The 25,785-nt window shown below is 57.0% G+C and carries 28 protein-coding genes and 1 pseudogene; 8 read left to right on the top strand and 21 right to left on the bottom strand.

Annotated features, from left to right (window positions below):
* Positions 1-12 precede the first annotated feature (12 nt).
* The 14 genes from ACPOL_RS21335 to ACPOL_RS33220 all read right to left on the bottom strand — a co-directional run bounded on the left by ACPOL_RS21335 (position 13) and on the right by ACPOL_RS33220 (position 11,600).
* Positions 13-957 (bottom strand): DNA-primase RepB domain-containing protein, encoded by a 945-nt coding sequence (locus tag ACPOL_RS21335; RefSeq protein WP_114208848.1) that lies wholly within the window; start codon positions 955-957, stop codon positions 13-15.
* A gap of 104 nt (positions 958-1,061) precedes the next feature.
* On the bottom strand, positions 1,062-1,436 hold the full coding sequence (locus ACPOL_RS21340) for a single-stranded DNA-binding protein (RefSeq protein WP_114208849.1): 375 nt from the start codon (positions 1,434-1,436) through the stop codon (positions 1,062-1,064).
* Positions 1,437-1,967: 531 nt separating this feature from the next.
* On the bottom strand, positions 1,968-2,936 hold the full coding sequence (locus ACPOL_RS21350) for a TadA family conjugal transfer-associated ATPase (protein ID WP_114208851.1): 969 nt from the start codon (positions 2,934-2,936) through the stop codon (positions 1,968-1,970).
* On the bottom strand, positions 2,933-3,742 hold the full coding sequence (locus ACPOL_RS21355) for a VirB8/TrbF family protein (protein ID WP_114208852.1): 810 nt from the start codon (positions 3,740-3,742) through the stop codon (positions 2,933-2,935). The genes ACPOL_RS21350 and ACPOL_RS21355 overlap by 4 nt, the downstream gene beginning before the upstream one ends.
* A complete protein-coding gene (locus ACPOL_RS21360) occupies positions 3,732-3,980 on the bottom strand; it encodes a hypothetical protein (RefSeq protein WP_114208853.1) in 249 nt (82 codons plus the stop codon). The genes ACPOL_RS21355 and ACPOL_RS21360 overlap by 11 nt, the downstream gene beginning before the upstream one ends.
* Positions 3,980-4,909 (bottom strand): type IV secretion system protein, encoded by a 930-nt coding sequence (locus ACPOL_RS21365; protein ID WP_114208854.1) that lies wholly within the window; start codon positions 4,907-4,909, stop codon positions 3,980-3,982. Before ACPOL_RS21365 ends, ACPOL_RS21360 begins: the two co-directional genes overlap by 1 nt.
* Positions 4,910-4,944: 35 nt before the next feature.
* The gene (locus ACPOL_RS21370) at positions 4,945-5,175 is read right to left on the bottom strand and encodes a hypothetical protein (protein WP_114208855.1); all 231 of its coding nucleotides are present in this window, start codon (positions 5,173-5,175) and stop codon (positions 4,945-4,947) included.
* 12 nt (positions 5,176-5,187) lie between these two features.
* Positions 5,188-6,054 (bottom strand): hypothetical protein, encoded by an 867-nt coding sequence (locus ACPOL_RS21375; RefSeq protein WP_114208856.1) that lies wholly within the window; start codon positions 6,052-6,054, stop codon positions 5,188-5,190.
* A gap of 16 nt (positions 6,055-6,070) precedes the next feature.
* Complete coding sequence (locus ACPOL_RS21380; RefSeq protein ID WP_114208857.1) at positions 6,071-7,348, bottom strand: TrbI/VirB10 family protein; 1,278 nt, start codon at positions 7,346-7,348, stop codon at positions 6,071-6,073.
* Between the two features lie 2 nt (positions 7,349-7,350).
* Positions 7,351-8,187 (bottom strand): TrbG/VirB9 family P-type conjugative transfer protein, encoded by an 837-nt coding sequence (locus ACPOL_RS21385; protein ID WP_114208858.1) that lies wholly within the window; start codon positions 8,185-8,187, stop codon positions 7,351-7,353.
* Between the two features lie 37 nt (positions 8,188-8,224).
* Complete coding sequence (locus tag ACPOL_RS21390; protein ID WP_114208859.1) at positions 8,225-10,579, bottom strand: VirB4 family type IV secretion system protein; 2,355 nt, start codon at positions 10,577-10,579, stop codon at positions 8,225-8,227.
* Positions 10,563-10,829, bottom strand: a complete 267-nt coding sequence (locus tag ACPOL_RS21395) for a VirB3 family type IV secretion system protein (protein ID WP_114208860.1) — start codon at positions 10,827-10,829, stop codon at positions 10,563-10,565. Before ACPOL_RS21395 ends, ACPOL_RS21390 begins: the two co-directional genes overlap by 17 nt.
* A 7-nt stretch (positions 10,830-10,836) precedes the next feature.
* Positions 10,837-11,115 (bottom strand): hypothetical protein, encoded by a 279-nt coding sequence (locus ACPOL_RS21400; protein ID WP_236657553.1) that lies wholly within the window; start codon positions 11,113-11,115, stop codon positions 10,837-10,839.
* Positions 11,116-11,372: 257 nt separating this feature from the next.
* Complete coding sequence (locus ACPOL_RS33220; RefSeq protein WP_150133088.1) at positions 11,373-11,600, bottom strand: hypothetical protein; 228 nt, start codon at positions 11,598-11,600, stop codon at positions 11,373-11,375.
* Between the two features lie 76 nt (positions 11,601-11,676).
* Here ACPOL_RS33220 and ACPOL_RS36465 point away from each other — a divergent pair, with 76 nt between their 5' ends.
* Positions 11,677-11,940: a helix-turn-helix domain-containing protein gene (locus ACPOL_RS36465; protein WP_201758922.1), complete on the top strand. Its 264-nt coding sequence runs from the start codon at positions 11,677-11,679 to the stop codon at positions 11,938-11,940.
* 18 nt (positions 11,941-11,958) lie between these two features.
* Here the strand turns inward: ACPOL_RS36465 and ACPOL_RS21415 are convergent, their stop codons facing one another.
* The 4 genes and pseudogenes from ACPOL_RS21415 to ACPOL_RS21430 all read right to left on the bottom strand — a co-directional run bounded on the left by ACPOL_RS21415 (position 11,959) and on the right by ACPOL_RS21430 (position 13,977).
* Positions 11,959-12,606 carry an RES family NAD+ phosphorylase gene (locus ACPOL_RS21415; RefSeq protein ID WP_114208862.1) on the bottom strand — a complete coding sequence of 216 codons (648 nt, stop codon included), beginning with the start codon at positions 12,604-12,606 and terminating at the stop codon, positions 11,959-11,961.
* Positions 12,599-13,267, bottom strand: a complete 669-nt coding sequence (locus ACPOL_RS21420) for a hypothetical protein (protein ID WP_114208863.1) — start codon at positions 13,265-13,267, stop codon at positions 12,599-12,601. Before ACPOL_RS21420 ends, ACPOL_RS21415 begins: the two co-directional genes overlap by 8 nt.
* Positions 13,268-13,392: 125 nt before the next feature.
* A pseudogene (locus ACPOL_RS34960) lies at positions 13,393-13,735 on the bottom strand (Tn3 family transposase); the annotation flags it as partial.
* A 38-nt stretch (positions 13,736-13,773) separates the two neighbouring features.
* A complete protein-coding gene (locus ACPOL_RS21430) occupies positions 13,774-13,977 on the bottom strand; it encodes a DUF4158 domain-containing protein (protein WP_114208864.1) in 204 nt (67 codons plus the stop codon).
* 145 nt (positions 13,978-14,122) lie between these two features.
* Here ACPOL_RS21430 and ACPOL_RS35885 point away from each other — a divergent pair, with 145 nt between their 5' ends.
* The 4 genes from ACPOL_RS35885 to ACPOL_RS21450 are packed head-to-tail and all read left to right on the top strand — an operon-like array spanning position 14,123 to position 17,563.
* Positions 14,123-14,686, top strand: a complete 564-nt coding sequence (locus ACPOL_RS35885; RefSeq protein WP_479686121.1) for a recombinase family protein — start codon at positions 14,123-14,125, stop codon at positions 14,684-14,686.
* 38 nt (positions 14,687-14,724) lie between these two features.
* Positions 14,725-15,717, top strand: a complete 993-nt coding sequence (locus ACPOL_RS21440) for a FecCD family ABC transporter permease (protein ID WP_161557494.1) — start codon at positions 14,725-14,727, stop codon at positions 15,715-15,717.
* A complete protein-coding gene (locus ACPOL_RS21445; RefSeq protein WP_161557495.1) occupies positions 15,714-16,754 on the top strand; it encodes a FecCD family ABC transporter permease in 1,041 nt (346 codons plus the stop codon). The genes ACPOL_RS21440 and ACPOL_RS21445 overlap by 4 nt, the downstream gene beginning before the upstream one ends.
* On the top strand, positions 16,751-17,563 hold the full coding sequence (locus tag ACPOL_RS21450; RefSeq protein WP_114208867.1) for an ABC transporter ATP-binding protein: 813 nt from the start codon (positions 16,751-16,753) through the stop codon (positions 17,561-17,563). The genes ACPOL_RS21445 and ACPOL_RS21450 overlap by 4 nt, the downstream gene beginning before the upstream one ends.
* On the opposite strand, the gene ACPOL_RS21455 is transcribed toward ACPOL_RS21450, so the two are convergent.
* Together ACPOL_RS21455 and ACPOL_RS21460 are read right to left on the bottom strand one after the other, a co-directional pair.
* Complete coding sequence (locus ACPOL_RS21455; protein WP_114208868.1) at positions 17,564-18,511, bottom strand: ABC transporter substrate-binding protein; 948 nt, start codon at positions 18,509-18,511, stop codon at positions 17,564-17,566. It abuts the gene before it with no gap.
* Complete coding sequence (locus ACPOL_RS21460) at positions 18,511-21,681, bottom strand: TonB-dependent receptor (RefSeq protein WP_114208869.1); 3,171 nt, start codon at positions 21,679-21,681, stop codon at positions 18,511-18,513. Before ACPOL_RS21460 ends, ACPOL_RS21455 begins: the two co-directional genes overlap by 1 nt.
* Positions 21,682-21,974: 293 nt before the next feature.
* On the opposite strand from ACPOL_RS21460, the gene ACPOL_RS21465 reads away from it, so the two are divergent.
* A complete protein-coding gene (locus tag ACPOL_RS21465; RefSeq protein WP_114208870.1) occupies positions 21,975-22,181 on the top strand; it encodes a hypothetical protein in 207 nt (68 codons plus the stop codon).
* Between the two features lie 92 nt (positions 22,182-22,273).
* Positions 22,274-22,441 carry a hypothetical protein gene (locus tag ACPOL_RS33675; protein ID WP_161557496.1) on the top strand — a complete coding sequence of 56 codons (168 nt, stop codon included), beginning with the start codon at positions 22,274-22,276 and terminating at the stop codon, positions 22,439-22,441.
* Between the two features lie 429 nt (positions 22,442-22,870).
* On the opposite strand, the gene ACPOL_RS21470 is transcribed toward ACPOL_RS33675, so the two are convergent.
* Entirely contained in the window at positions 22,871-23,491 is a 621-nt protein-coding gene (locus ACPOL_RS21470; protein WP_114208871.1) for a LysE family translocator, read from the bottom strand.
* Positions 23,492-23,935: 444 nt separating this feature from the next.
* Here ACPOL_RS21470 and ltrA point away from each other — a divergent pair, with 444 nt between their 5' ends.
* Entirely contained in the window at positions 23,936-25,495 is a 1,560-nt protein-coding gene (gene ltrA / locus ACPOL_RS21475; RefSeq protein WP_236656923.1) for a group II intron reverse transcriptase/maturase, read from the top strand.
* Positions 25,496-25,785: the final 290 nt, after the last annotated feature.

A 25,785-nucleotide genomic window follows, 5' to 3' on the forward strand; every position in this document is an offset into this window, starting at 1 on the left:
TGGGTGATAAATTCAGGCGACTTTGTTGCGTGCAATCATGCGTTGCGCCGTGGCCGCAATCTCCCGCGCCCGAGCGGAGCAAAGTGCTGCGGGAATCTCAGGCTGTCTGCGGCTCTCAAGCATGGTGATTACGTCCGCGATGGATGTACCTTCCATCAGCCAGAGACGGGCCGAGGACATATCGACTGTGCGCTGGGCGTAGTAGGCGGGATTGGGCTTGTCGGAGCGCCGCGAAGCAAGCTCCAGAGTGAGCGTCACGGCATCTTTTCCGCGAGCAAGCTCGCGCGAGACCCAAGCCCAATCGTGCTCGGAGTTGGTCTGCATATCTCGGCGAATCGGCTGCTGCGGGATGGGCGGAATCACGCAGGCTTCGCGCAGGACATACAGGTGAAAGTCATCCGGCTGGTAGGTTGCATCGGAGAGGTATTCGACGGTGACGAACTGGGCGGGATCGTACTTGCAATTCTTGAATCCGGGGATACGAAGAACCCGGTTGCAGTCCGTGCAGGAGATGTCGCCGTGGAAGGCCATCGCGAGGAGCTTGAGCGTCATCTCCTGCGTGTAAAAGTCGAAATCCTCCACACGCCACAACACCTGGTATTTGCCGGCTGATGTGGAGACGATCACGTTCGGCTCCGGTACAAGCTCTGAGGCCCGGAGCGCAGCGAGCCGGGACTCTCCATTCACGTCGATGTCGATGTACAGGTGGCGAATCGAAGCGATGCAATCCTTGGTGCGCTTCCGGCTGCCGGAAAGCAGCGGATTGGCAGCCACATAGATATTCGCTCCATGGTGGTTTTCATGAGCGAGCCAGCCACGGTAACGGGGCGCGAGCGCACGTTCCAAAGGAACGATGCGTTGCTGTGTTTTTGCGGTGCTCTCGTTGCGAAGCAAGAGAGCGATCGTGTCGCCCGGAGCGAAGCAACGGGTAAGAAAGTCCTGGGCTGTTCCATTCATCTCGATACCTCCAATCCGACCTGCACTGCGAGCGCGATGCCACGGGCCTTTAGCAGCCGAAGAAGTCCGGCTCGATGCCGGACCCTTCGGACAGGAGGAAGGGCCTATGCGGCCTCTTCCTCGGTGGATTCATCCTCGTCTTCCGCCGCCGCTTTCTGAGCCCGATCCAGCTTGAGAATCGAGTTCACCCGGATCTCCCAGATGGTCTGCTCCGAGTTCGTCTTCTTGCTGTCATACTTCCGGCTGCGCAGCTCGCCCTCGACCTGGATATGAGCGCCCTTCTTGAGCGTGGCTGCAAACTCTCCGAGCTTGCCGAAGACCACGCAACGGTGCCATTCGGTGTGCTCGATGTACTTGCCGTCCTTCTTGTAGGAGGACTTGGTTGCCAGCGAGAGAGTGGTGAGGCTGCGGTCGTTGTTGGTGCGAACTTCTGCATCAGCGCCGGTGAATCCGATGAGGGTGACTTTGTTTGAGTACATGGTGGTGATCTCCGTTTCGTTGAATTTCCCGTATCCTGCTCGGGTCACACTTGGCAAAGCCAGCGAGTGGGCCCGGCTCCCAAGTGCCAAGGAGTGCTTTCTTGGTGGGGCCCGAAAGAAGTTTGAGCAGCGTTCGTTGCTGCGGCTTTCAAACTTCTTTTGGGAGGAACCGAGACCCCGCAGGGGCGACATAGTCGAAGCAGAACGACGCCGAGCCGCAGGGCGCCGGTTTGGCCCCGAAGCGTGACCCCGAGCAGAGGACGGGATACGAGGCGGAAGGCTCCCCGATGCACCTAGGTCAAACTCTCGATCTCGGCGCTGAATGTTCGCCCAGACCGCAGCTCCTCTCATCGCTCCAAAGGCTCCATAGAAGGGGGGCTCAGAGCACCCTCCGTTGCGTTCTCGGCTATGCCGAAATGCCACACTGGGCGCTTTTAGAGACGAGTTGGGCTGTGCAGCCGATTTGGCAGCATGACGGTACATCGAAGTGACCTCGATTCGGGTTCGGTTCTTTAGCTGTTTGCCCGATGCTCAGGCGGCGGGAGCACGATAGATGTCCTCCGTCTGGAAGCTCTGGTCCGCGTGGGTGTATCCGTTCACGGTAATCAGCTCGCGCACCCGGCGGCGGCCCGTGGCATCGCGCTCGCAGTACAGAACGAAGTCGATGGCCTCTGCTGTCTCCGAGCGTATGAATGCGTGGTTGAGATTGGCCCTGGCACTCAGGGCCAAATCAGAAAGCCTATTCAGGGCATCCCATGCGGACTTTGCATGGATGGTGGAGAGCGTTCCACCATGCCCGGTGTTCATGGCTTGCAGCAAGTCATAGCCGCACTCATCACGTATCTCACCCATGATGATGCGGTCGGGGCGATGACGCAGAGCGGCGGCGAGAAGCTGGCTCGGTGTGATGGCAACCTGGCCTGGAATCGCCTCCACAGCCTCCCAGCGGACGGCGTTGGGATGGGAAACCTTGAGCTCTGCCGGCTGCTCGATGACAACCAGGCGTTCATTCGCAGGAACGTGATCAAGGAGCGCTTTCATGAGCGTCGACTTACCCGAGCCAGTTCCCCCGCTGATCATGCCGTTTTTCTTATCGTTCATGAGGCCGACTACGGTGTCCCGCACGGTTCGTGGTAAGCTCCCAGACGCAATCAACTCGTCGGATGTGTACCAGCGGTTGAATTTGCGGATTGTCATCGTGATGCCATGGATCGAGGGAGGCGGTCCGACGACGGCGACCCGGGAGCCATCAGGGAGTCGCGTGTTGAGGATAGGGTTCTGATCGGACAGGTTCTGCCCCAGCTTTCGCGCGATCTGCTGGGTCGCTGCAAGCAGAGTCTCCGTCGTCAATCCACCGGTGAGCGGGATGTGCTCCATCAATCCATTCCGGTCGGCATAGACCCCAGTCGTTCCATTGATCATGAGGTCAGAGATCGAAGGGTCGAGGATGAGCGCCTGCATCTCTTCCGGAAAGAAGCCAAGCACGAGATCCCAACTCATCGGCTTACCCCTGTCGAGCGTGCAGCGGTAGGTGAAACTCCCATCGCCGGAGCCGTTGCGATCTGCGGAGAGGCCGCAGGATCGATCGGTTCTACCGACAGCCTGTTCTCATGGAACTCGGTAATCGTAAGGCCCAGCGGATTGATTGTCTCGAATTGAGGGAAGGTCTGCGCTGCAGCACTGACTTGGGAAGGATTGAGGTAGTACGTCACGGACAGCACCCAGTGCTCTTTGCGAGGTTGCCGTGAGTTGCGGGGAGAGTAGATTTTTGTAATGTTCACGAGGGCTGTACCACGCGCAATTGGAGAGTCCTTGACCGTCTCCTGAGACATCGACGTGATGGTGACCCCGTCGATCTCGACGTCGCTCTGCTCGATCTGGTTGCCCAAAACCTGCGAGACCAAATGGACCGCGTTGTCCTCAGCCATGTATTGATTTGCAAGCTGCGTCGACAGGAAGTAATAGTTCATCGGATACTTTTTCGAGATCGTCTCCCGATTGATGGTGTACCGGTAATTCGCCCAATCCGTTAGGTAGGTACGAACCTCGCCTTCGCGCGGGGAATACGCCAGGTCGGAATACTGGATCGCAGTTGCCTTACCCATTTCATCGATTCTTATGTAGCGCGTCAGAACCGGTCGGTGCGCAAGCGAAACGATGACGCCAAACGATCCGAGGAGCAGCAAGCTTCCGGCCGTGATAACCAGCCGACTCAGCTTGCGTTCGGCATAAAAGCCGACGTACTTCTCGTTTGCAATCTCGTCGACGAGCAAGACCTGGTTGGGACTTAGACTTTCAGTCTTCACGTACCCTCCTCAAAGTGACAACGTGATGCGGATGGTAGCGGATAGAGTCCGGCGACATCGGTGAGTGTGAGTCCCGACGGAAGAATCCGTCCGGGTGATCCGGCATCGTGATGAGTATCCGGTAGAACAGGAGGCACACCAGACCAAAGACGGCGATGACAAAGAGCATAGCGAGCCATCGAACGATGAACTTCAGGCCGCGAGGTACACAGAGGTAGGCATAGATCAGTGCAAGCATCAGGCCGCTCCTATCGCCGCCGCCCTGATGAGCAAGGCTTCGGCCACTTGCATCACTCTTCCGGCAGCACCCGATCCGCCGCCGAAGAGGGTTTGTGTGATTGTTGGCACCATCGTCATGTTGAGGATGAAGGCGATGAATACAGCGATCACTCCGTACAGGTTCGCGATCCACATCGGGAGCGAATAATCGCCGTTGAACGTTTGTTGAAGAAAGGCCACGATGAACCCCGACCAGACGAATATAAAGGCAGCCGCGACAGCCCGAATCATCGCGAAACTGAGCAGCACATCGACGAAGTTGTAGAACTTGCCCCGGAAGGTACGGGACATTAGAAGAGGTACGAAGATTGGTCCAAAGAGTGCCGCCACGCCATAAAAGATGAAGGACGAGCAGTTGATAAGAAAAAGGATTCCGCCGGCAAGTCCAACGAAGACATATACGAGCAGATAGGTCAGGATCTCCAAGGGCGCCAGGTAGCTGGGCTGAGGTGTGCTGTTGAGCGCATTGCTGAGCGCCTGCTGCAACTGATTCAGCGAGTTCTGATCGAGTGCCGCAACGATGACCTGCGCGAAGTACGAGAACAAGTGGTTGAAGCCGAAGCTCGCCCCTGGGAATGGTGTCGTCCAGTAGTTGATGATGAGCAGGCAGATGATGAGCTGAAGCAAGAATTCCACTAGATCGCCGATGCGAACAGGCTGGGCACTCATGCTGATTGTCATCGTCGAGGTGTTCCAGTGAATTACCATGCGAACGAGCTTCATGAGGCTCACAAAGGCTAAGAGAGACATACCTACAGAGGAAAGCGCGTCTCCATTTTGAGTGGTCAGATTTGTGAGGTTGTTGGTGAACTGGTATAGCCAGTCAACGCCCGGGGCGGTGCCGGTCTGCAAGAAAAAAGCAGAGGAGGCCATCGTCTGGAGGATCATTTGTGGTTACTCCTCTGTTCCAAGATGCGTAGCGATTAGTGATTCGGGGCCGTGGCCGCTTTCTGTGCATTGCGCTCACGGATCCGCTGAATGGCCGCTTTGTCGTCGCGATCGATCTGTGCTGCCTTCTCGCGTTCGGCTGCGGTCTTGGCTGTCGATGCGGCCGTCTCCTTGCTCACCTGAAGCTCATGGGCTAGAAGTGTGCCTATCGCTGTCAGAACTGCAAGGATGCCGATCAAGAGCTTTGTTCGAAGTGCTTGCTGCATGGCCCCTCCTTGTTAGGGCAGGTACGTGTCCCAAGTATGGGAGCTATTGGCTGGCGCCGAAGAGAAGACGGAACGCTGTTGTTGAACGAACGCAGCATTGTTGATCTCATCCGCTGCGGCTGTTCGCTGCGCCATGTTCTGCACCGCCGCCTGAGCGGCTTCGCAGGCATGGAGCGCACCTTGCGCTTGGGACTCATTGAGATGGTGAGCGTTCGCCATGTTCAGGAGATTGAGCTGTTCAAGCTCCGTCGTCGTGAAGGATGTGGTATCGAACTGCGACTGCGTAAGCGAACTCTGAGGCAGCAAGTTTCCATTACGCATCATGTTGTAATTGCCTACCGACCCAAGGCATTGGCTGGAGACCCCGTCCATGGCTTCCATTCGCGAGAGAGTTGCCAGAGCATGACTCGACCCGAGAACCTGTCCGCGAAGGAAGGACGACGAAGTCGAGTTCAGGCCAAGATTCATGAGCCGCCACACCAAACTCGACGTGCCCGGCGCTTGACCGTTCATGGCAGCCTGAAGTCCACTCGTCTCCCCGTACTGGTTGGCGAAGCTTGATAGAGTCAGCTGCGACTGGATGGTTTGCCAGATCGACTTGCTGCTGAAGTTTTTCAGGTTGCCATGGATCATGTTGTAGGTCGTGATGGCCTGCTGGTAGTCCTTGTCAGCCGTCGCCAGCAATTGAATCGTATTGGCGAGTTGCTGCTGCCACGTAACACTGTTCTGCACGTTCTGGTAGATCTGTTGCAGGGCATGGGCAGACTGCGTAGGGTCGAAGACAACGCCACCAAATTGCGCATGGCCGGGCAGTGCGGTAAGCGTGAGGAAGAGGGCCGCGAGGGCTCCGCTGCGGTACTTAGTCAGAAGTAGCTGCATGGTTAGCTCCTTTACGTCACATTGCTGGTTCCACGCGGTGTTCTGCGTAAGAGGGGATGAGGAGATCACGGCCGATGTAGACCCGAGCTCGGGAACCTTCCTTGAGGGTGATGATTGGAAGGCGATTGAGGAAGTGGTTGAGGATCTGTTCGGCTTCCTCGCTGGATTGTGAGGAGATTCCGTTCCGAATCTGAGCCGACGGATCGAGGATGTTGGTGTTGCCGACCTGGGCGAGGCCACCCAAACCGCCGATTGTGGCGGCGACGGCAAACGTTTGTAGATAACGATTATCTACCTTGGTCGCGAGGCCGGTTGTGCCAAGCGGGTCAAGACCAGCGAACTTGTCGAGGTCGATGGAGAACCCATCGGGGCATATTGCCCGGTGAAACGAGACCACCATCTTGCGCGCTTGGCTGCTGTTCACGGCCTGGACGCTTCCTACCAGTCGTGTCCCTTGTGGCAACAATAGCTGTTGGTGATCATGCGAATAGTAGTCGGTGGTGAGCATGAGGAGGATCGGCCCGGACAGGCCTCCGTCGATGTGGTTGGTGACGACGCCTTCGAAGACACTTCCTTCGAACACTCGATAGAGCTTGCCGTCGAAGGTATCGAAGTCGTATTTGCTGATCGCGGCGTCTTTCGGCTGCGGCTTGCCGTTTGCGGCGTCCTCGACTCCCTCAACTGTGCCGGGCTTCTCAAGATGCTCACTGAGCGCTGCCGAAGGCAACTGGGCTGAGGCAGGATGTGTCTGGGTCGGAGCATTCTCGGCTGCTGGCCGGGCGAAGTCAACGGCGACGGTGTCGCTGTCGAGCGCATCCTGGTGCTGCTTCTCACGGGCTAGTGCAGCTTGCTTCGCCTGGGCTTGACGCTCGGACATCTGCGAGGTCGCCTGTGGCGCGTTCGGGTTGTTCGGTCCGTAAAGGGCTGCTCGCTGTGCCGCGGTCATCGGCGGAGCATTCGGAGACTCCGGTCCGGGCGCCTCTGCACCCTGAATCTGTGCGAGCAGAGCGGCAGTTGCGAGACGCTGCTGCTGCTCTTCCTGATCCTTCTTTGCGGTTTGCTCCTGCTGGGTCTCAAAGCTATTCACTTGCTGCGGATTCGCGGCAGCCGGCCGAGCAGCCATCAGGCTCTTTGCCGGAGCAGCCCTCTTTCCAGCGTTTACGACGCTCGATACCACAAAGATCAGCAAGATGATGAACAACAGGATTAGCAAGGGCTGTTTCTTGTTGAGAGGAGTCCCGGCCTCTGGTTGCTCGGGGACGGTTGCAGGAGGACTAACAGGTGTCTCGGTCATGACTAGCTCCCCGCCTTGATCTGCCGAAAGTCGACGCGCTGCTTGCCAATGGAGAGGTATCCCTGAGCAACGGTCTTTGGAATCGTATAGAGGCCATTGGCGAAGTCGTAGTTGATGAGCGAGCCCTTGCCATCCTTTAGCTCATAGAGCGCAGGGGTCTCCTGAAACTTGCCTCGTAAATAGGTGAACTTGTCATCGCGCCATATCTGCTCGACGCCAAGTGCCGCGCCCTTCTTTTGGTCCCAGGTGTAGTCGAAGTGCAACGTGCCGGGATAGGTGGCCTTATAGCTCTCGGCTGCCGTCGCGACTGCCTTATGGTCGGCCTCCAAAGCCTTGCGGGCATCGTCAGCCTCCTTCTTCAGCTGTGCTTCCTTCGCGTCAGCCTCAGCGGCGGGTACGAAGACAGGTGACTTCGCTATATTCTCCGCGGCTCTTGGGTCGCTCGATGTGACGTAAACCTTCGAATCAAAATGAGGATTGTCTTTCTCGGTGGAGATCTCCTTCAGTTCGATCGTGTACTCATTGCCGTGATCAGAAACGATGTGGAGGTCCGTGGTGCTATCGGCAACCTTGGGCTTGATGGAGATATAACGACTGGCCACATGCCCGGCGTCGAAGACCCAACTGACCGTGTCGCCTCCGAAGACGGTCGCGACCTTCTCCTCGGCAGGCAATTCGATCAGTGTTGATTGGAGAAGGGCGGCGCGGACCACTGGGGGTGCGGCGGCATCCGCCGTGACGATAGTGCGAGGCGCACTTGGCTGAAGATGCGGAGTCTGTGCATTCCCCGCAGCGCCGATGGCGGCCGCGGTCACAAAGGTAAAGAGCTTTGAAGTCATAACGTCTCCTTTGAACGGGTTTGTGTTGCCTAGCCTGCTATGCCGACTCGCCCTGCGCAAAACGCTCAATGCCCTCATGAAGTCCGTACATCTCGATCAGCTTCGAACGCCGCACCTTGTCCTTCGGCTTCGTCGAAAACTTTGCGTAACTCCGGCTGTCGAGATTGAGGGTGATGACTTTGGTGATGCCGTCACGCCGGACGTAAAGCCCTTCGCGCGGACGCAGGCTCTCAAAGAGATCCAACTGCTGCTCGCTGAGCTTGAAGAGCTCGCCATAGAACTTGCGGTTGAAGGTCGCGTCGGGTAGGAACAGGAACGAAGTACACGAGTTCACGATGGAGTCAGCGTTCTCGCCTAAATCATTCGCAGACTGCCCGATCATGGTCACGCCACCGAGGTTCTTCCGCACCGTCTTGATGGAAGCAAGTGCCCCTTCAAGCAAATGCTTGTTCTTCATGTTGGAAAAGATCTCTTCAATGAGCACATGCTTGGGAACACCTAGGTTCCTCGGGTCGTAGAGAATATCGTCGATACGGCGCAAGATCCAGACCATCAACGGTTCGATGAGGTCGGCATACTGCTTGTTGTTGACACCTTGGAAGTCAAAGCACTGCAAACGCGCCATGCGCAGGCTATCCTCCGCGTTGTCAAAGACCGCGTGGTAAACGCCCTGATCCTTCCACTTCGCCATGTAACGATCGAGGTGTTTGGGCAGTGTCAGATTGGCGAGCCTACGCATGGCCTGCGGCAGGTTGTAAATGCCTCTTACTGATTTGAAGACATCGTCATCGTCCTCAGGGCCAAGCGTCGCCCCCGAGTTGGTGAGCAGCAACTTAACGAAGGAATGAAGGAACGCGATATTCGTTTCGGTTGGCTCAAGTGCAAACGGATTAATCCTTGGACCGTCTTTGCCGACCCGATCGATCCGACCTCCGTAGAGTTCGACCACGCTCTCGTAGCTGCCGCCGATATCAAAAATGAAGGTAAAGCCGCCATACTTTTGCTCCAGGCTGAGCATCTGGCAGGCATGGACGCTCTTGCCGGTTCCTGTTGGGCCGATGATGAGCTGAACGCGTACACCGTTCACATAGGTGTCCTGGAAAAAGGGTGTCCGGGTCCGGGTCTCGAAGATGTTCAGGTACTCAGCGTCGAGGTCATCAGAATGCGTGTGACCCAAGTGGGGCGCGAAAATGCTGGACAGCCGTGCGTGATGATCTTCCCGCAGCCAGAGTGGATACACGTTGAACTGCCGATTGCCCGGAAACATCGCGTAGAAGGCGGAGAGATTGCCGTAGGTCTCTTCCATGATGGGAGCACGGGCGTCCACGAAGAGCCGATGGACAGCAGGCGTTGCAGCGCGTAGCTCTGAGGCGGACCCCGCCGAAAGCAACAGCCGCAAGGCGTAATCGCCCTGACCAAGCTTGTCGAGCGATGAAACGACTTCGCTGAGGTTGTCGACATTGCTGGAAACAGCTTTCGCTGTAGCCGTGGTCTCGAGCGGGGCAGCATTTCTTCCGCTCATCAGACGTTGTAAAGGAGAAAGCTTGAAGAATTCTAGAAACTTCTCTTGGCTTGTCACTTCCTTACGTGTGGCACTGTCCGACTGGGGCCGCCACACAGAACATAGAATGCTGTCGCAATCGAGCTCCATGAGGCCCATAAACAGACAGGGACGAGAGATCTCCGGCGTACCGGTCAACGGGAACATCTGGACAAAGCGGCGTCCGATGCGGAGGTGCTCGCTGTGCCACTCAACTGGGGACCTCACGATCTGCCGGTCTGCACCAGCATCCGAGCGCAGATGGACATCGGATGCCCATTCTTCAAGGTTGAAGAGATAGCTGAAAAACTGAAAGGCTTGCTCCTTGCCAAGGAGCTTCAGGCCGACTGATTCGCTCAGGTGCGACTCAAGGATTGTTGCCGCTTTTTCGAGTTCAAAGAGCTGTCGGTCAGTCGCGATGCTTTGATCTTTCGGCTTGCGGCTTAGCGGGTTGCTGACATCAGGCTCGATTGTGAGGCACCAGTGCAAGTCGATCCGACGGAACCGGGCTGCCCGGTTCAGAAAGTTGATGCGGTCATCCGCGAATGCTTGGGTGACGGCGTCCGGATACTTTGTTTGCCGAGGGAGAGAGAAACCCGCCCGGACGCGAGTGTACTGATATAGGCAGGCTCCTTGAGGAAGCCCTCGGAGCGAACCTTCCACGCCGCGCACCCTGGCGTATAAGTCTTCATCCGTCCGGCTTTCCGCATCGATACCATCAAGCGAGAAAAGGCATCCGTAGCCTCCGGCTTTGAGCGCGAAAATGCTATTGCCGACAAAGTGCGAGATTGGCACAATGCTGCTCGCTGCGCCAGCCTTGGTAAACCACGGTGCGTTATTTGCGAGGGTCATAGTAGCTCCTCTGTTTTAGGCTCAGAGACCAAAGTTGAAACATCTTGGGGTGCTTGCGAACGATGAGCCACGCTCCAAGTAACAGCGCCGGAAAGCTGAAGATAGCGAGCCATTTGAAACCGGCGAGGAAAACCGTCACCGTGACGAAAACAATGGACATCCACGCTGACAGTTCGAGACCTAATTTGGTCCTGGGTCGATTCAGTGCGCCATTGATTGGTAACGGTTCTCCCCGCTTCGTAGTGTGCATGGCTACGTCACATCGATTGGCCGGTCAGTGAACCAATCCAGCCAGCACCCCATCCGAGTACGCCTGCACCGAATAGCGCACCGAATAAGCCTGGAATTGCATCTTGGAAACGTCCACTCAACATCCGGATTCCAGCGAAGATCAAACCGCCGAAACAGATGACGGCACCCGCATAAATCGCAAAAGTTTTGAACGTTCCCATGAGCGTCTGAGCACCTGAGAAGTCCATCGTTCCCTGAGCATGAGCTACGCTCGCGAATGTGAGCGCAAAGAGGGTCGGAGCCATCACGCGAGTGGCCTGGGCGAGGCGTGACTTGAAAGAGGGTTGGACCTGCCGGACGGCGGTCTGGCAAGACAACCGATTGGAACTCTTGGCCAATCGGACTCGACGGTGGGATTCGTTCACTTTGCACCTCCGCTGACTTGGCGTTCGTCAGCTATGGCGCAAAGTTAATTCCGTTTCAAACCGCCCGTCCAATTCCTTGGAGGATGAGCATTATTCCGTGGGGTTATACAGTCATCGTTGCGGAGGACTATCCGAAGTTAATCCAAGGGCAAACGATGGAGCACTTCTGGCTCTCCAGCGCCACCAAGAATCATCAGACTTGCCTCGGTTGTCTGGCGGCCGACAACACAGCACGAGAGGCTCGTGCCATCCTCGAAATCGATCTGGATTTCGGTGCCCTCCGTGGGGTCGCGAAAGATCCTTAGTGCCTGGATCGTCTTGCCAATGACTTGAGGACACTCGACAGGATCTCTATCTGAACTCATACCGCTTTCACCCCTCCGGCAACTACCACTTTGTCCCTTATTAGGGAAATCGTCAAGGCTTCCACAGACTTGAAGGGTGAGCAAGCCGAATCCTGCCGAAACCCGCAAATCACGGAAGGCCAGGACGGCTGCCCATCAAGAAACATACGACATTTTCCTACAGCGGCTCATTATAGCGAGAGAAGAATTGGGATTGAGTCAGCGTGACGTGTGTGAGCGCATGGGAATGCCGCACTCCTTTCTCTCGAAGTGTGAAATTGGCGATCGTCGGGTGGACGTAATGGAATTTTTACAGCTTGCCCAAATCTACGGCAAGCCTCTTCAATTCTTTCTGGATTGAAGGGGCTGCGAACTGCTTTCACACCAGCACAACGTCCAGACGATCCGCCAAATTCAAGACCTCCGGCCGGGCACTGCCGTCTGCTAACAGGAGTGATTCAGGTCCGCTGACCGGGATGAAGGACAATCCCTTGAGGCGCGGCTCGAATAGAACAACCGCCTGAGCCCGATCGTCCTGGCGTGATGTCCAAAGCAATCCATCCGCGTTTGAGTGGTCACCGTAGAAACGAGCTGCCCACTTCCTGGTGATCGGATACTCGGCAGCCTCGGTATCGATTAGATCGCACCGACGCACGCCAAGTTTCTTCAAAGCAATCGAAGTGAGGTCTATCAAACGGAGGTGCCGGGGAGAACGGATAGCCGAAGACACCTGGCCATCAACGTGGGAAACCTTCGACAGAGTCTTGAATCCGGCATGGAATGGAACATCATGGAAGACAGTCTCCATCAGAGCGCAGTCCAGAGTGGTTCCTGCATAGAGCGTAGGGACCAAAGTGCCGCTGTTATCCAATAGAGGACTGAAGCGGGCGTCGCCCGTATTGGAGGGATTGAACTGGTCTGGTTGATAGAGCGACGAATGAACCCGGTGGAGCGTCTGACCTTCGCCCCATTGGATCAGTGTCGTCCGAAGCGTTCCTGTGGAAGGAGGCTGAGCACCCTTAGCCATGCTGCAGACCAGTCGCCTCGGTCATCGCAGCCCTTAGAACAGCCTCTGGTTGGCTCCCAACAATCTCTTTCGGCGCGTGCCCACCCAGATAGCTGTTCACGCCGGCAAACCAAAACGCGATCTCCCATCCACTCCTCGCTTCAAGGACATGCAGTATTTCCGCGATAACAGGTAACGGTCGGACTGCGTCCCGTGTGCTTAGGGCGTACAACGGATAGAGGTCGATGCCCTTATTGGTAATGGCGAAGATCAGTCGCCCCTGTTTCCAACGATTCGGCTGGGAACTCGGATTCTTGACGCTGAATGAGCCTAATTCTGCGATAGCCGTCGCTGGCGCGAAGTCGCCGCTCTCAAGAACCATCGAGCGGGCTGCGCTCATCATTTTGGCTTCTCGGAGCTTTGTCGGGGAAAGTTCGAGTTCCGGCGTCAACGCCTCTACTACCGCGTTCCACTTTTCAGTTCGCCGCACGTCAATGAGATCGTCCATCAAGACCGCTACCTGTTTAAGCATTGCAAACTTCTTCTGTCTGGTTACGTCGTCTTCACCCGCGACGACGAAGGCAAGTACCTGGGCATGCTCGGTTTGGAGGCCCGATGCGATGTCAGCGGAACTTCCTTCTCTGACATCCCATGCCACGCTGCGCTTCTGCTGAACCATCATCAAGAACCTCTGCGATATACATTATCACGCATGCACTCTTGCGTATCGCATAATCAATGGGAAGTTTCGCTCGTCGGAACTCGCCGTCCGCTAGGAGGTCTCCAAAAAACGCACAACAGAGCATGTTAGCGAGGGTTTGGAGACCGGAGAGGCCTAAATCTGCCTTGTTTGAGCCTGAATCGTTTCCATTGGGTCTCCGATGAGGTCGATGTGCTCCCAAGCGAGCGAGGAAAGGCACCTCAACAGCGCAGGAGCGAGGATTAGTCCTTTTCGGGTGAGGCTTGGACCGCCCTCTCCATGTAGACGGTATTCCAGAGCGGGATCATGGCTGTGCCGAGAGCCAGGCCGCTTGCCCGGTATCGCTGCTGCTCGAAGCTGCGGTCTGATCTCTCCGAAAGCGGCAGAGGGAGATGGCTCTGGCGAGCGCGTTTTGGGCTTCCCCTTGTTGAGACCTGCGTGAACGCGGCGGCTCTAATTGCCTCGCGGACACGTTCGATTACGTAAAATTAGGAAAGAAGAATCACGTGTTGCCGCACTTTCTCGATCAGGCTGCTCACAAGCACAACGCCTTTGTCGGTCTGCATTGCGGTCCGTGTCGGCTCCTGGACAGCGTGCTTGTGGTGAGGAGTCGTGAAAAGCGCGAAGCCGAAGTCTGGCAGAGCCAATAAAGTCTCGCGTTCGGCGGGAGAAAAGATCGAAAGACGGGGCATGATGCTGCTCTTGCAAACGGATAATATGAAAACGACGGTTCGCTTGATTGGTACATCACCGGACCTGAGTTTTTTTCGTTCTCGCAAACAGTTCTCAAAGGGTATTCGCTATGCTCGGTTCCGAGAACACAGGAGAAGCCTTTCCATGCTAATCGGCTCCGCTCGGGTGTCCACCCAGGATCAGAACCTCGAACTCCAAACCGAAGCGCTCACCAGAGCTGGGGGCAGGAAGATCTTCTCCGATAAGCTCAGTGACAGTCGTGCCGAACAGCCCGGCCTGACCCAAGCGCAGGAAGTTTTACGGGAGGGCGACACCGTGGTCGTCTGGAAGCTCGGTCGGTTAGGCCGTAGCTTCAAGCATCTCGTGAACCTGGTTGGCGAAATTCACCATCTGGGCGTGCAGTTCAAAAGCCTCGCCGACGCACTCGAGACTGGAACACCCCAGGGACGCTTCTTCTTCCACGTGATTGCCAATCTTGCCGAGATGGAACGGGAAGTCACCGTTGAACGTACCCGCGCCGGTCTCGAAGTTGCTCGACAGCTCGGACGTAAGTGCGGACGCAAACGCCAGATGACCGAAAGAAGGATTAAGTTTTGCCAAGAAACTGCTCGCCAGCGGTGTTCCGCCTCGCGAGGTGGCCGGCAATCTCGGAGTTCCCGTCCCTACTCTGTATCGGTGGGTTCCCGCCTCGACCCGCCCTTAGCATGATTCATTTGCTTCTGACGGAAACTTCAAAGGAGGACACAGTGAGTAGCTATACTCGCCTAGTTTTGACACTGATCGGCTTTGTCCTCCTCATTTTGCTTTGTTTGTCTGTGGGGGCAAGGCCGATTGGCTTAGATGGGCTTATTCACGGAATCTTTCACTTCAATGGTTCAGCGAACGATGTAGTGGTGATCTATCTGCGGTTTCCTCGTGTTCTGCAAGGCTTGCTGGTGGGTGCGGCTCTGGGGGTTGGAGGCGCTGTGATCCAGGGGCTCACGCGGAATCCGCTGGCGGATCCGGCCGTACTCGGCATCAACGGAGGCGCCTCGCTGGCGTTGGTGATCACGTCCACTTGCTTTCATGGCACCTCCCTTGCGTGGCGCTGCCCGATCGCTTTCGTTGGATCAGCAACAGCGCTGCTGATGGTTTACAGCATGAGCACTCTACTCTCTGCCGGAGGTCTTTCTTCACTGGTCATTCTCGGGGCAGTCGTCGCCGGCTTGACGGCATCGCTCACGACGACTCTTCTGCTGTCCACAGGTCACGATGTCACTAACATTATGTATTGGCTGGTAGGATCGTTGAACGGCTCTGACTGGCCAAACGTGCTGATGGTTCTGCCTTTGATTCTTGCTGGCCTGGCACTCAGCCTCACACTCGCCGGCAGACTTAACGCTCTACGCTTAGGAGAGGATGTCGCCCAGGCACTCGGTGTTGATATGACGCGCACGCGAGCGTGGGGAACGCTGGCGATCCTTCTATTGACGGCTGCGGCGGTGGCGTCAACTGGACCGATAGGGTTTGTTGGGCTGCTTGTGGCGCACATCGTGAGGAGCGTTGTCGGGCTTGATTATCGCAAGGTACTTCCAGGATCAGCGATCGCTGGTTCGTCATTCCTGCTGCTCTGTGATTTCCTGGCACGCACACGTCTCTGGGTTTCCTATGACGAAGTTCCGGTGGGCTTGGTAACTGCTTGTTTCGGCGCACCCCTGCTGCTGTTTCTCCTACAGCGCAGAAGGGTGTACGCAACGTGAGGGACCGACCGCTGAACCACCTGTATCAACATGAAAAGCAGCTTCTCAAGTTCGTCGGCTTGGGCGGACTTGTGCTCCTGCTCGCGGTGGCTGCTGCTTTAGTGGGCTACTATCCTGTTCATCTCCGCGACCTGACCTCAGCCGCCTTGCACACTCAGAACGCCGACCCGCTTGCAACGTATGTAATTCTTGTGCTTCGTTTGCCCCGCCTGCTTGCGGCGCTTTCGGTGGGCGCCGCTATGGCTTTGGCGGGTAGCGTAACTCAATCGCTGCTCCAGAATCCCCTCGCCGAACCCAGCGTGCTCGGCATTAGTGCAGGTGCTTCTTTTATGGCGCTATTTTCGCTGACCGTGCTGCACATATCGCAGACTCTGCTACCGCTGGCAGCTTTTCTGGGCGCCCTGGGGACTGGCGTAGCTGTAATGAGCTTGGCGCGCGGGTTTCGGCGTCGGGAAGCGCTCGATTACAACTCCATGCGGTTGGTGCTGAGCGGCGTGATGGTGAGCGTGGTCTTCTCAGCAGGCACTTTGGCCGTAGTGAATTATGGGCAAATGTTTCAGCTCAATGAGGTAATGCGCTGGACAACCGGCAGCCTGGCCGATGTGGGCTGGGGGCGGGCTTGGCCGATCCTTGTGATCCTTCCTCTGCTGATGCCTGTCGTGCTTCTGTCCGCCCGTACGCTGCGCGTCCACACTATGGGCGAAGAGCGCGCGCGGAGCCTAGGTGCCCACGCCGCGCGCGAACGAGGATGGCTACTGCTAACTAGCGCCGCACTAGTAGGCACGGCGGTCGCCGTTGCTGGTCCTGTTGCCTTTATAGGATTGCTCGTGCCGAATATTATGCGAAGGTGGCACGGCACCATGAGCGTTAGTTCGCTGCTGCAATCAGGCATGCTTGGCGGCGCATTGGTACTAGGTGCCGATTTGCTGGGTCGGAGCATTGTCGCCCCGCTTGAGATTCCGTACGGTCTCATTACGATTATCCTGGGTGCGCCCTACCTGCTGTATTTTCTGATACGAAGACGGCGAATCGCATGATTAAGAAGCCAACTGTTTCGAAGCGACTTGTCGCGGCGGACTTGTCCGTGGGCTTTCCAAGCCGGCCCGCCGCATTGAAATCGCTTTCAATTTCCATTCCTGATGGCAAGATCGTCGTTATCGCTGGCCCGAATGGATGCGGCAAATCGACGCTGCTGCGCGCACTCGCACGATTGATAAGACCTGCAAATGGGGCTGTGCTGCTGGATGGAACCGATGTTCAGCAGCTGACCTCGATTGAAATGGCACAACGTCTTGGGATGCTTCCGCAGGGAGCAGCGGCACCGGAGGGTATGTTGGTGCGGGAACTGGTTGCGTTAGGACGCTACCCCTTCCAACACTGGTGGCAGACCGCCTCGGCTGAAGACGGGTCGCTTGTACTCGATGCTATGAGACTCGCCGGCGTGCTCGCATTAGCCGAGCGCACAGCCGAATCGCTCTCCGGCGGCGAACGCCAGCGTGCTTGGATAGGTATGGTTCTGGCACAACAGACCTCTATCCTCTTATTGGATGAGCCCACGACGTATCTTGATATGGCTCATCAACTCGATGTGCTAGAGCTGTTGGAGCAATTGAATCGTCAACAAGGGAAAACTATCGTGATTGTGCTGCACGATCTAAACCACGCAGCGAGATTGGCCGATCACCTCGTGTTGATGCGAGATGGAGTGATCGTGGTTGAGGGCAGCCCAGCGGAGATCATGACTGTCGAGCGAATCGCGCAGGTCTTTGACGTAGAAGTAGAGCTGCGGCTTGACACGGAGAATGGTAAGCCAACATGTGTCCCTCTTCGCGTAATAAGGCCGTGATTACGAGCCAGAGCTGCTACTTAGGGGAAGACGTATATGCCACTGGGAATCGAGATCGCGTCCAAGCAGATCGCGCTCCAGGTCCTCCATAACTCGATCAGCCGTGATGGGCGTAATCATCTGCCAGTAGCTATCCATGTAGAAGACGTGGCCAGCCTTGACGAACGACAGCCGGTTCCACAATGGCTGGGCCGCCAGCAAGGCCAGTTGCTGCGCCACTTTATCGCGTTCCGCTAAGTTCTCATACGGAGCGGGTGTCACAAAGAAGGCATCGCAATCCAGGTCATCGACCCGCTCCCATGAGACGGTGGTCCCGTGCGAGTCGGAGAGATTCTGGTTGTGCAGCTTTCCATATCGAAGGCCGATAGCCTTCATCAGTTTCGCTGTGTTCTGATTGTCGGGGAAGATGACCATGGATCGGGTGTTGGCCGACACGTGGCCCATGAGAACGCGGAAAGGATGTCTCGCGAAATCTGCGCGCACCTGGTCTATTTTGCGATCCGTATCGGCGATCCCTGCCTCGGCTTGGGGTTCGCGATGAAGCAGCCTGGCAACTTCACGGTGACGCGTGCGCCAATCGGAGAAGTTTGTGAAATCTTTGATGTTGATCGTCGGCGCGATCCGACTCAAAGACTCAGCCGCATTCGGTCCTACCGTAAAGATCACATCCGGCCTGAGCGAGAGCACCTGCTCCACGTTCGGGGGGGCGGTCAGCGGATGGATCGACTGCCAGGTATCCGCGGACATCAGCGCCTGGTCGGTGTAGACCCGGTAAGCGCCTACCGGAGCAATGCCGAGTGCGACGATATCTTCGAAAGTTTGCGGCGCCACTGAGACGACCCGGTACGGGTTCTGCGGAAGCCCGTGTTCCACGGCCGGGGTAGTCGGTAACTTGCAGGCACAGAGCGCAAGCAGCAGCAGAGAGCTCACGATTGCGCTACGCTCCATCAGAACTCCAGCTTCAAGGCGACCTGCAAGGACCGTGGACCCCCTGCGTGGTAGAGGGGGATCAGGTTGCCGAAGGTGTTGGTCGCGTTGCCGATCACGGTAGATGTTGATGTGCCGAAGAACGGCGCGTTGAGCTGCGAGTTAGGCTGGGCAAAGTTGGGATGGTTGGCGAGATTGAACGAATCGGCCCGGAACAGAAGATGGAGATTCTCATGGATCGGAAAGCGGCGCGCAACAGACAGGTCCGGCTCAATCAGGTTGTAACCGCGAAAGGTATTTCGGCCGAGCGTACCCTGGCGGACCGCGCTGAGCGGCGTAGTGGAGTCATAAGCCGCGGCGAAGTTGGACAGGGCCGCCGCGTTCAACTCAAAGCCTCGCGGCACGCCTGGAGCACGGATCGTGAGAGATTGGCCGGGAACGCGATCCGGCCGGAGCGTTGTGCGTTGGCCCTGTACCGTCACGATCACAGAAGCATCCACCGGCGGCGCGCTTTGTAGGTACACCAGCGGGTCGAGGGACCATCCTTCCGCAATGGTACGGACGACCGCCGAGGAATTGGGCAGCGTAGGAACTTCATAGTGCCCCCCCAGAGAGAATGTATTGCGTACATCGAAGTCCGATGGACCTCGATCCAGAAACGGATTGTAATTCGATACGGGCCCGGTGCTGTAAAGATAGCTTGAGGCGTTGTCGAGTGAATGCGCCCAAGTATAAGACGACAGCACCTGCAGTCCATGACTTAGGCGCCGGTTGTACTTCACCTGCAAAGCCTGGTAATTAGAGCTGCTTTGATTGTTGAGCACCTGCGTGACGCCCTGAAAGGTCGGGCTAAGGTTGGGAATTAGGAGGGTGCGCAGCAGCTGCCTTCCTTCAGACCCAACGTAGGTTGCGGTGAGAGACTGCTCGATGCCAAGCTGCTGTTCCACAGCAGCCGACCACTGATAGGTGCGCGGCGACAGCAGACCGGGATCGACGATGGTCTGATTGGTGTAGGGTGCAATGGGCGCAGCGGGGTTGGGAAAAACAGCCTCAGCAGCGGTGAGGGGAAACTTCAGTCCGGCTGTCGTCGTAGCACTGCGGTTCCCCAGCGAGAGGGTGTTTTGCGCCGAACCCTGAACGTCATAGAAGCTGCCAAAGCCGAGCCGCAAAACCGTGGCAGCTCTCGAATCAGGGCGTGTTGTGTAAGCGAGACCGACTCGCGGAGACACGTTCATTTTCTGCGATGAGTAGAGTGGTGTGCCTGCGGGTGCGAGTGCGATCGTGGCGGGGCTAGAAAAGCCGGTGACGGCAAAAGGGCTGGGCCCCGAGATGAAGTCCGGGGCACCCGCATAATCCCAGCGCGCTCCATAGGTCAACACCAACGCTGGGAATGCTCGCCATGTGTCTTCGGCATAGAGACCAAGTGCCGGAAATCGGAAGACATTCCCCGCACTAGCAAGCAATTCCGTTGAGGAGAGAGTGCCGGAAGTGAGGTCGTTGAGGCTGGTGATAGTGAAACCTTCCAAACCGGGGGTGCCGATCTCGTTGCTTGTCAGACTGCGGTAATCCACACCAAACCCGAACTGGTGCTTGCCTGCGGACCACGTCAACTTATCGACTGCGTTCCATTGCGTTTGCTCGTTTGCCGAGTTTGTTCCCCAGACGACGTAGGTAAACTGATTGTTGAAGGAGAGGATCGTCTGGACATAACCGTTTGCTGTCGTGCGGCCCGGCAGGAAGCTGCCGAACTGACTGTCAGGCACGCTGACGCCGGTGGGCAGCAATTCGAGCGTCGTGGCAGCGCTCCTGCTGTAGTTGTATCGCAGGTCGTTGGTGATATTTGACCGGACAAGGTACGTTGCTCCAGCTGTAAGGCTATCGAGCTTATATTGACGCGCTTGCGGCGATAGTCCGTTGGGATTGGTGCCACTGTTGGGCGCGTAATCGTAACGCACAAAGATGCGGAGCTTATCGCCGAACTGGTGGTCAACCCGAAGGGCGGAGGTATCGATTTTGCTCGGGTTGGAACTGACGCTGTTCAACTGCGCGAAGCCCGATGCAACGCAGTTCGGAGCCGCGCCGCAAGAGGAAAGTGGTACACCCGTGGTGCTCAGTTCGGGTCCGTTCGGCAAGGGAAAGAGAGAGAGCAGTGGCTGGATGCTGCGGACCGCTTGTGCGCGCGTCGCGACCGAGGGTGTGGACGTGACCGTAGTCTCCGGTTGCACCAAACGAAGACCCTCGTAAGAAAAGAAGAAAAAGGAATGGTTGCGCCAGAGAGGACCACCCAGCACGCCGCCGAAGTCGTTCTGTCGTTCCGGCTGACGCGCGATACCGAGGTTGTTGTTAATCCAGTTGTTCGCGTCCAGCGCGTTATTACGAAGATAGTCGTAGGCCGTTCCATGAAAGCGGTTGGTGCCGCTGCGAGACGTAATCTCGAACTCGCCGCCGGGTGTTCGGCCATACTCTGGAGCATAGGTGGCTGTTTGCACTTGGAACTCTTGTAGGGCGTCGGTGGAAAGAAGAGCGTTCGTACCGCCTGTTGAACTCGTGCCGCCCAGCCCGAAGATCCCTCCGGAGCGATTTGCTGCGGTGTTGCTGGCGGAGATGTTCGCGCTGACGCCGTCGATGTAATACTGATTGCCTTCAGTGCGCTGACCGTTGACGGCATAGCTCCCTTGGTTGTTCGTCGGCGATGGCGTAACACCGGGCGTGAGTAGAAAGAGAGTATCGAAGCTGCGTCCGTTAAGTGGGAGATTATTCGCGAAAGCGCGATCGATGACGGTACTTACCGCAGCCGACTGCGTCTGTACCAATTCCGCATTCCCCGAGACGTTCACTGTCTCGGTAGCCTGACCCACTCTAAGCGTGAAGTTTACCCGTATCTGCTGTCCTGTTTGAACCGCGATATGCAATTGCTGGCTGTTGGCGAATCCGGCTGCGCTGACCTTCGCGTCATACGATCCGATAGGCAGGAAGGTTGCCGTGTACTCGCCGCTGCCATTGGTGAGTACGTCGCGGGACAGATTGGTGCTCTCTTGCGTTAGGTATACAGAAGCCCTAGGCACCACGCGCCCCTGTTGGTCTGTAACCACACCGGAGATTCGGCCCTCCTGCGCTTGTACCACAGCCGCGCAGATCACTAGATAAGCCGGACAGAAGCCACCATAAAGCAGTTTCGAGGGTCGCATCATACGATTTTAGGCGATTGAGATCGTTAGCCAACATTAATAAACGGCTTGGAAGCAACCTTACCTGCGGCGGCCGATGAAACCATTTCAAGGTCGCATCAGGCGAAATGCAACCCCTCCAAACTTTTAAGCGGCTCTTCCGATCGTGGTCCCTACTGCACAAATCACTGCTGTGACTGGCCATGTACCGACCGCAGGGATTAAAAAAAAATGTCACTCGCTACAGGGTTGGTCAGTTTGCTACGAGCGGGGAGTGGTGAGCGCGTGGGTGCGATGACGGATGTGATGCACTCTTGATGCATGGATTCCGAGAAGAACGTATCGCCATCCACCGGCTTGACGCTGAAGGTGGTTCTAAAGCGCCGGACATCTCTTCCAGCGAGCCCGAGAATTTTCTCGCAGCACTGCGCGATTGGCTCGCGCAAGCTGAACAACTCTACGCACCGACGTTGACGGACGAGCCAACGCGCTTGTTTCAGGCCGAGATTACCGCGCTTCCCTGATCGCCGCCGTCACGCTCCTGGAGGCCACGCTGCGAGAGCGATACAAGACGCAGACCTCAGCATCCTATTCGAGGCCAATGCAGCTGTGAGAGATGGTAGAGAAGGCACAAGCGGAAGGGCTGCTGAATAACGTCAGCACGCCGAACATCATGGGCTGGCTTCGCATCCGAAACGAGGCTGTTCATACGAACCAGCCAGTCACACGCGCCCAGGCCACCGAGATCGTTCGGGGCATAACGCAGCTCGTGCAGATACCCTAAAGTGCGAGCGCTCCTAAGCAAGGCATTTACACGCGCCTCTGCTACTAAGGAAGCTTTTACCAATACGCTAATCGAGGACCTTGTAGTTTCCATTCCTTTCCTTCGCTGGCTGAGGTGTCCAATGGTCGTGTAGGGGTACCTACACCAAACGTCAACAATCGTACGCTAGTTAGTCGAGGCAGAACGGGCAAACTGGCGTGGGAGGCGTTTCTCACGACCTATGTTGCGGGAGGGCGACGAAAAAACCCAGTTCGATGAGTGCATTGGCCTGGAGGCAACATCTGAAGTCCCGAACGGGTACGGATCACTAGAGGCTAGCCGACATTTGAGGACCGTTCGTCTTCTACGAGCGCATTGCTGATGATACGTCTATTCAGACCCAGGAGGTTCTCAGATGCGGCCCGCAGGCGGAATCAGCATGGAGTCGGGCTATTTTTCGCCGAAGGCTAAAAAAGCACCGAGCCCGATCATGCCGACGCCGGAGGCTACTCGCTGATTGCGGCGGAAACGGGTACTGGATCGGAGGCGTGCGCCGAGCGGGGCAGCGAAGGCGACGACGAGGAGGTCGGCAGTCGTGTTCAACGAGACAGACATGGCGCCTAGTAGCACAAACTGCACCACGACATGTCCAAGAGCCGGGTTAACAAACTGGGGAAGGAAGGAGAGGAAAAAGAGCGCCGTCTTTGGGTTTAGAACCTCGGTCACAATACCTTGTCGGAATCCATGATTCAACGTGCCGGTCTCAGAGAGTTCGTCCGGCACGTTGCGGGCGCGAATCATACGGAATCCCAACCAGACGAGGTAAATGGCTCCGGCATACTTTACCAGGGAGAATGCCGTGGCGGATGCAGCCAACACGGCGGAAAGGCCGAAACCGGCCGCGAGAACGTGGATCGATCCTCCGACGAGGGTGCCAAGGGCCGAAAGCACGCCCTCTCGCTTGCCTCCGGAGAGAGTGCGCGCGAGGACATAGAGTATGCCGGGGCCGGGAGTGATAGCGAGCAGCGTCGCAGCTGCGAGGAAGAGAGCCAGGAGATGTCTGTCCAGCATTTGCTTATTGTAGCGGTGAACTCTATTGCAATTAAGATAGCTCTGAGATCCCCTTGGCGGCGCCTGCAGTCAAATGCTTTGTTTGAATAGAGGTTAAGCAATGCTCTTGCCCAAATTGCTCGGCCATAGTGCCCCGAATGCTTCTGAATTTATGCCAAACCGCCAATGCAGTGCGCCGGGATAAACCGGCATGAAGCAGGGAATGCAAGAGTCCTACGAGAAAGGAGTAGCGAACCGCTCGGCCCCGAGTTTTGCGTTGCGCACCGCGAGGTGCTCGGCGAAGCGTAAACAGGGGTACAGGTGGGCTGGGTATTGAGCTTCGAAAAGATGCAATCAGGACGCTGACGCTTTTGCATTGGCGGAAGGCAACACGGGAGGGAGCGATATCGCGAGTTCCTGACCGATCCTGCGTAGTCGTAGACCCCAGACACGCCTGGAAGCTTCATGCACGAGAACCGGGAGACCTCGGAGGCTCCTGCTGGCAACAGTAGCAGGACGGCGGGTAAAGGCTCAGGCCGTAAGGCCCGCATGAACGTCCCCGAGGAGTCGGACAGCGGCGTATTACCTATGAATCATTCGAACAAAATCGAGCAGTCGATGGCGGAGAGTGAGGAGGGAAGGCCGCTGATCAAGGAGAACATCCATCAGTCCAGCACGCGCCCGACACAGAGCGGGGCACGCGTGTCACAGGGGCTGGCGGGTGTGCGGAAAGCAGCAAGGGAACACAAGGAGAGGAAGTTCACCACTCTGCTTCACCACGTCACAGTCGATCTGCTAAGGGACAGCTTCGGTTCTCTGAAGCGCAAGGCTGCACCCGGCGTGGATGGGATGACGTGGCAGGAGTATGAAGCTGGGCTGGAGGGTCGGCTTGCCGATCTGCACAGCCGGGTGCATCGCGGCGCGTATCGGGCGCTTCCATCGAGAAGGGTTTACATCGAGAAAGGCGACGGACGGAAACGTCCGCTCGGGATCGCGGCAGTGGAGGACAAGATCGTCCAGCACGCAGTGGTCACCATCCTCAACCAGATTTATGAGGAGGACTTCCTCGGCTTCTCGTACGGTTTTCGTCCGGGACGCAGCCAGCATAAGGCGCTGGATGCGTTGTTTTATGCGCTCGTGAAGAGGAAGGTGAACTACGTACTTGATGCCGACATCCAGGGCTTCTTCGATAACCTCGACAAAGCGTGGATGATCAAGTTCGTCGAGCATCGCGTCGCCGACCGACGCATCCTGCGCCTGATCCAGAAATGGCTCAAGGCCGGGGTGATGGAGGACGGGAAATGGTCGGACACGGAGACAGGTACTCCGCAGGGGTCGGTGATCTCACCGCTCCTTGCCAACATCTATCTCCACTATGTGTTCGATCTCTGGGTGGACGTCTGGCGCAAGAAGTGTGCGCGAGGCGAGGTGATCGTTCTCCGCTATGCGGACGACATCGTCCTCGGCTTCCAGTGGGGTACGGACGCAGACCGTTTCCGCAAGAGCTTGGAAGAACGGCTGGGGAAGTTCAGACTGGAGCTGCACCCGGAAAAGACGCGCCGGATCGAATTCGGGCGGTATGCCGAACAGAACCGGAAACGAAGAGGAGAAGGCAAGCCGGAGACCTTCGACTTCCTTGGCTTCACGCATATCAGCGGGAAGAATGGGAACGGGTCTTATGCCGTGCGGCGCATGACGATCCGCAAGCGCATGCGAAAGAAGCTGCAAGAGATCAAGCAGCAACTCAGGATGCGCATGCATGATCCCGTGCCTGAGACCGGCGCGTGGCTCAGGTCAGTTGTACAGGGGTACTTCCACTACTACGCTGTGCCCGGAAATCTCGATAGCCTCGGGCTTTTCCGGGAACGCGTGCTCCGCTACTGGGGGCAAGCGCTGAAGCGCCGTAGTCAGAGACACCGGTACGCCTGGGCGCGTCGTCTCAAACTGGCCGCACAATGGCTTCCTACACCTCGCGTGATGCATCCTTGGCCCCTTGACCGCTTCGCCGCCACTCATCCGAGATAGGAGCCGCATGCGCTAAGGAGCGCTCGTGCGGATCTGTGCGGGGGGCGATCAGTAATGATCGTCCCTACCGCGACCTCACCGACGCCGAACGAGTCCCGATATGTCGCATTAGCGGAAGTCATCGGTTCAGACCTTTCTCAACTGGTGACAACAGGCTAATGCGCGTTTCCACATCGTGGTCTTCGAAAACGTGCGTTGGCGAATACGCGCTCATCGATACTACATACGGGCGAAGCTTTGCCATGTCAGGATACCTGCTCTGCGGTGCCGTGAATGTCTGAACTCTAGTT

The sequence above is a fragment of the Acidisarcina polymorpha genome (assembly GCF_003330725.1).
GTDB classification, from domain to species: domain Bacteria; phylum Acidobacteriota; class Terriglobia; order Terriglobales; family Acidobacteriaceae; genus Acidisarcina; species Acidisarcina polymorpha.

Coding starts and splice junctions, on each gene's coding strand:
- ACPOL_RS21335 (WP_114208848.1), bottom strand. CDS start 957: ATGAATGGAACAGCCCAGGACTTTCTTACCCGTTGCTTCGCTCCGGGC.
- ACPOL_RS21340 (WP_114208849.1), bottom strand. CDS start 1,436: ATGTACTCAAACAAAGTCACCCTCATCGGATTCACCGGCGCTGATGCA.
- ACPOL_RS21350 (WP_114208851.1), bottom strand. CDS start 2,936: ATGAGTTGGGATCTCGTGCTTGGCTTCTTTCCGGAAGAGATGCAGGCG.
- ACPOL_RS21360 (WP_114208853.1), bottom strand. CDS start 3,980: ATGCTTGCACTGATCTATGCCTACCTCTGTGTACCTCGCGGCCTGAAG.
- ACPOL_RS21365 (WP_114208854.1), bottom strand. CDS start 4,909: ATGATCCTCCAGACGATGGCCTCCTCTGCTTTTTTCTTGCAGACCGGC.
- ACPOL_RS21370 (WP_114208855.1), bottom strand. CDS start 5,175: ATGCAGCAAGCACTTCGAACAAAGCTCTTGATCGGCATCCTTGCAGTT.
- ACPOL_RS21375 (WP_114208856.1), bottom strand. CDS start 6,054: ATGCAGCTACTTCTGACTAAGTACCGCAGCGGAGCCCTCGCGGCCCTC.
- ACPOL_RS21380 (WP_114208857.1), bottom strand. CDS start 7,348: ATGACCGAGACACCTGTTAGTCCTCCTGCAACCGTCCCCGAGCAACCA.
- ACPOL_RS21385 (WP_114208858.1), bottom strand. CDS start 8,187: ATGACTTCAAAGCTCTTTACCTTTGTGACCGCGGCCGCCATCGGCGCT.
- ACPOL_RS21390 (WP_114208859.1), bottom strand. CDS start 10,579: ATGACCCTCGCAAATAACGCACCGTGGTTTACCAAGGCTGGCGCAGCG.
- ACPOL_RS21395 (WP_114208860.1), bottom strand. CDS start 10,829: ATGCACACTACGAAGCGGGGAGAACCGTTACCAATCAATGGCGCACTG.
- ACPOL_RS21400 (WP_236657553.1), bottom strand. CDS start 11,115: ATGGCTCCGACCCTCTTTGCGCTCACATTCGCGAGCGTAGCTCATGCT.
- ACPOL_RS33220 (WP_150133088.1), bottom strand. CDS start 11,600: ATGAGTTCAGATAGAGATCCTGTCGAGTGTCCTCAAGTCATTGGCAAG.
- ACPOL_RS21415 (WP_114208862.1), bottom strand. CDS start 12,606: ATGGCTAAGGGTGCTCAGCCTCCTTCCACAGGAACGCTTCGGACGACA.
- ACPOL_RS21420 (WP_114208863.1), bottom strand. CDS start 13,267: ATGATGGTTCAGCAGAAGCGCAGCGTGGCATGGGATGTCAGAGAAGGA.
- ACPOL_RS21430 (WP_114208864.1), bottom strand. CDS start 13,977: ATGCCCCGTCTTTCGATCTTTTCTCCCGCCGAACGCGAGACTTTATTG.
- ACPOL_RS35885 (WP_479686121.1), top strand. CDS start 14,123: ATGCTAATCGGCTCCGCTCGGGTGTCCACCCAGGATCAGAACCTCGAA.
- ACPOL_RS21450 (WP_114208867.1), top strand. CDS start 16,751: ATGATTAAGAAGCCAACTGTTTCGAAGCGACTTGTCGCGGCGGACTTG.
- ACPOL_RS21455 (WP_114208868.1), bottom strand. CDS start 18,511: ATGGAGCGTAGCGCAATCGTGAGCTCTCTGCTGCTGCTTGCGCTCTGT.
- ACPOL_RS21460 (WP_114208869.1), bottom strand. CDS start 21,681: ATGATGCGACCCTCGAAACTGCTTTATGGTGGCTTCTGTCCGGCTTAT.
- ACPOL_RS21465 (WP_114208870.1), top strand. CDS start 21,975: ATGCATGGATTCCGAGAAGAACGTATCGCCATCCACCGGCTTGACGCT.
- ACPOL_RS33675 (WP_161557496.1), top strand. CDS start 22,274: ATGGTAGAGAAGGCACAAGCGGAAGGGCTGCTGAATAACGTCAGCACG.
- ACPOL_RS21470 (WP_114208871.1), bottom strand. CDS start 23,491: ATGCTGGACAGACATCTCCTGGCTCTCTTCCTCGCAGCTGCGACGCTG.
- ltrA (WP_236656923.1), top strand. CDS start 23,936: ATGCACGAGAACCGGGAGACCTCGGAGGCTCCTGCTGGCAACAGTAGC.